This window comes from Accumulibacter sp. (assembly GCF_032229525.1).
Classification (GTDB): Bacteria; Pseudomonadota; Gammaproteobacteria; order Burkholderiales; family Rhodocyclaceae; genus Accumulibacter.
Genome location: NZ_JAVTWB010000066.1, coordinates 1 through 2,825, shown reverse-complemented (window position 1 = coordinate 2,825; position 2,825 = coordinate 1). Strand labels below are relative to the sequence as shown.

6 protein-coding genes, 1 tRNA gene and 1 pseudogene are annotated in these 2,825 nt (G+C 61.2%); 2 read left to right on the top strand and 6 right to left on the bottom strand.

Going from position 1 to position 2,825, the window contains the following annotated elements; genetic code table 11:
• Positions 1 to 200, top strand: a pseudogene (locus RUW20_RS04325) (hypothetical protein); the annotation flags it as partial.
• A gap of 325 nt (positions 201 to 525) precedes the next feature.
• Positions 526 to 612 (top strand) — tRNA-Cys (locus tag RUW20_RS04320).
• Positions 613 to 733: 121 nt separating this feature from the next.
• Here RUW20_RS04320 and RUW20_RS04315 read toward each other — a convergent pair.
• The 6 genes from RUW20_RS04315 to RUW20_RS21630 all read right to left on the bottom strand — a co-directional run bounded on the left by RUW20_RS04315 (position 734) and on the right by RUW20_RS21630 (position 2,818).
• Complete coding sequence (locus RUW20_RS04315; RefSeq protein WP_313950967.1) at positions 734 to 1,402, bottom strand: hypothetical protein; 669 nt, start codon at positions 1,400 to 1,402, stop codon at positions 734 to 736.
• 189 nt (positions 1,403 to 1,591) lie between these two features.
• Complete coding sequence (locus RUW20_RS04310) at positions 1,592 to 1,822, bottom strand: type II toxin-antitoxin system MqsA family antitoxin (RefSeq protein ID WP_313950966.1); 231 nt, start codon at positions 1,820 to 1,822, stop codon at positions 1,592 to 1,594.
• Between the two features lie 21 nt (positions 1,823 to 1,843).
• On the bottom strand, positions 1,844 to 2,098 hold the full coding sequence (locus RUW20_RS04305) for a DUF4258 domain-containing protein (protein WP_313950965.1): 255 nt from the start codon (positions 2,096 to 2,098) through the stop codon (positions 1,844 to 1,846).
• On the bottom strand, positions 2,095 to 2,340 hold the full coding sequence (locus RUW20_RS04300) for a hypothetical protein (protein ID WP_313950964.1): 246 nt from the start codon (positions 2,338 to 2,340) through the stop codon (positions 2,095 to 2,097). Before RUW20_RS04300 ends, RUW20_RS04305 begins: the two co-directional genes overlap by 4 nt.
• A gap of 230 nt (positions 2,341 to 2,570) precedes the next feature.
• Positions 2,571 to 2,741: a YgiT-type zinc finger protein gene (locus RUW20_RS04295; protein ID WP_409559299.1), complete on the bottom strand. Its 171-nt coding sequence runs from the start codon at positions 2,739 to 2,741 to the stop codon at positions 2,571 to 2,573.
• Positions 2,738 to 2,818, bottom strand: coding sequence for a PEP-CTERM sorting domain-containing protein (locus RUW20_RS21630; protein ID WP_409559298.1), 81 nt, complete (start codon positions 2,816 to 2,818; stop codon positions 2,738 to 2,740). The genes RUW20_RS04295 and RUW20_RS21630 overlap by 4 nt, the downstream gene beginning before the upstream one ends.
• Positions 2,819 to 2,825: the final 7 nt, after the last annotated feature.

Below are 2,825 nucleotides of genomic sequence, written 5' to 3'. Positions count from 1 at the left end.
CCGAAGCAGGTTGTGCTCGCCTGGAGGCGACGCTGATCCAGGACGACGTGCCGACACAGGACGGCAAGCGGGTCCCATTTGCCGTTCGGTACGAGCTCAATCTGTGCCGTGACGGGCAGCCACCGAGTGACGGGATCGATCTCGATGCGGCGTCGCGCGCGCTTTCGGGCCAGTCGCCAGAGGAAACGATCAGAGAGTAGGGGCCTCGTTGACAACTGACAGTGGGTAGCTCGACTATGCGTCCGACTGGATCGAAGGGCTGGTGAGCAAAGCTGACTTACCTACAGCGACCGCCAGCCGCGCCCATCGATGTTCTGAGAAGTCGTGGAAGCTTTCGCCACCGTAGATTCGGTGACCCTGGTGGCTAGTGGAACCTTCAATTCAGAGCCGTGAGCGGAGCCTGAAGGCAAGAACCGGAAAGTTGGCGAGCGACTGAACAACGCGCTTGCTATGTGCGAGTCGGCGTATTCAAGAGATCTCGTTGGCGAGCAAGGCGGAAAAAAACAGTGAAAATCAGCGTTAGTGGTAGCGATTTCGTAACTATATGGTTTTAAATAGAAAATGCGGATTGCAAATCCGTTCAGCCCAGTTCGACTCTGGGTCGCGCCTCCAGACAAATCAAGCGGTTCGCCAGCGAGAGCCTATTGGCTTCCTGCTTTCTGGCTTCGCCTAGCCACCAAGTAGCCAGAGTCACACAATCGACGATCCTGGCTGAAAACAGCGATTCTGAAAATTAGTTCTTGGAAGACAGATCTTCCAGAATCTTTTCCACCTCGCGGCCGCTTATCGGCTCGGCCAGTCGGAAAACGGCGGCGGCAATCCTCGCCACATTCTCGGGCATTGGTTTGCCGAAGTCCCGAACGAAGAAGGCCGACAGTCGCCGGACAAAAGCACGGACGCGTGGCTTATCCGTTCGGCCGGTTTGTCGCGTTATCGCATTTGCCGGGCGGGGGTCGTCACACTGCGATTTCAGCAGCCGTAACAGGCTGGGCAGGCTGACGGAATGAAAACCGCCTTTCGTCAGATTGCCGTCGAACTCATCGGTCCACGCGAGCATTACGGGGGCGCTCGTCGGAATGCCCATGTCGACAAACGACGCGCCTTCGTTCAGCAGTTGTGCTCGACTTACGGCGTCGAGTAGCCGGTCGATGGCAGTCTTTACCGCCTGCAAATCAGCAGCCTCTTGCTTGCTTGGGACGCGCCGCACGTCGCGGGCAGAGTCTTTCACACACAAAATCACCATGCCGAAGATGTATCTCGGCGTGGCGCCGGCGGCCAACAAACCCGGCCAGGCAAGATCCATCTCAAGCCCATTTGCCAGCCGGTTGCAAACCTCAAGCCAGCCAGCGGGCTCGCGCGGATTCTCCCGCATCCAGGCAATCAAATCCTCTTTCGGCGTCATCAATCGGCGCTCCTTCTCGGCGCTCCTTCGGGTCAATCCCCTGGTCAATCGTCGTCTGCAGGCGGCGCGGCGGTTTCCCGAAGGACGGCCTGCGCCACACCGGCAGGCAGTTTCAGGCGGCGGATGCGGTCGGGCGCTCGAAGCTGCGTGAGCGCCTGCTCCCGTTTGCCGCCCTTGGCGCCGCGAGGATCAAGCCGCCACGGCAAAGCGCCGCACGTCAATTTCCACGCCGGCCGCAGCGGCTTGCCCCGCTTGATCCAGTAGCGCCGCAGTTACCGACTCGTCATGAAACGCTTCGCCGCAGTTCTCGCAAATCTCCGCCGGCACATGCCGGAAGACGATTGCCGTGCCGCTACGCTCAAGCGTCACGGTTGCTTCACCGGCATGGGTTTCGCCGTGCTTGCAGATGGGGCATCTCACTTTGCTCTCCTTTGCGAGAAGTCATTGGTCCATAAGCTGGGGTCGGGCTCGTAGGCCGTCACGATGATGCGCTCGCCGTCGATCTCGTTGTCCGCATAGAACCACATGCAGTGGACCCTGGTCGATGTAGCCCAGCAGCAGTGCGCTCGGATAGGGCGTGTCGTCGTTGTATTCCTTGATCACTTGGCCCGTTTCCAGCGCCGAGCGAATGTCGACCGTCGAGATCCCACGTTCGAACATCCGCTGCACCGCGTGTTGACGAAAAACCAGCTTCACGCCTTCACCTTGCGATCCTTAGACGGTCCAACTTCCTTGGTCGGATCGTTCAGGCCGCCAGCCTCGACCAGTGCGCTTGTCGTCGGATTGGCTGCGACGCGGATGCGGTCAAGGTCAAGTCGGGTGTTGCTCGCCGTCGCCGCTCTCGCCTTGGAAGCGTTCGCGGCGTTTGGGCCTCGGTCACAGGCGGTGGCAGCGCGCGTGGTCTTCTCGATGGAATGGAACCTGTCGGGGTCGGCCATGGCTTCACCTTGGGCGTATGGAAAGGCGGGCGTCAAGACCGGGGTTGTCCTTACACTGCAGGATGGTGCACCTCGGTGTAATCCGGCCAAGGCGAATATAGAGCCCCAACGCCTGGAAGTGCATAAGTCTGGCACGGTCGCAAGAAAGCCTGATCGGCGTCCATCGCGGTCAGGCGCTGGAAGCTGCGCGAGCGCCTGCTCCCGGTCTGCCGCCCGTGGCGCCACGAGGCTTACGCCGCCACGGCAAAGTGCCGCACGTCGATTTCCACGCCGGCCGCAGCGGCCTGCCGCGCTTGATCCAGCAGCGCTGCTGCTACCGACTCGTCATGAAACGCTTCGCCGCAGTTCTCGCAGATCTCCGCCGGCACATGCCGGAAGACGGCCGCGTGGCGGTGGGTTATCCCTGCTGCCGTCTTCCCGCCCAGCCCAGACCGAGGAGGGCAGTGAGCAGCAGCGGCAAGGTGCCCGGTACCGGCACAGCGCCC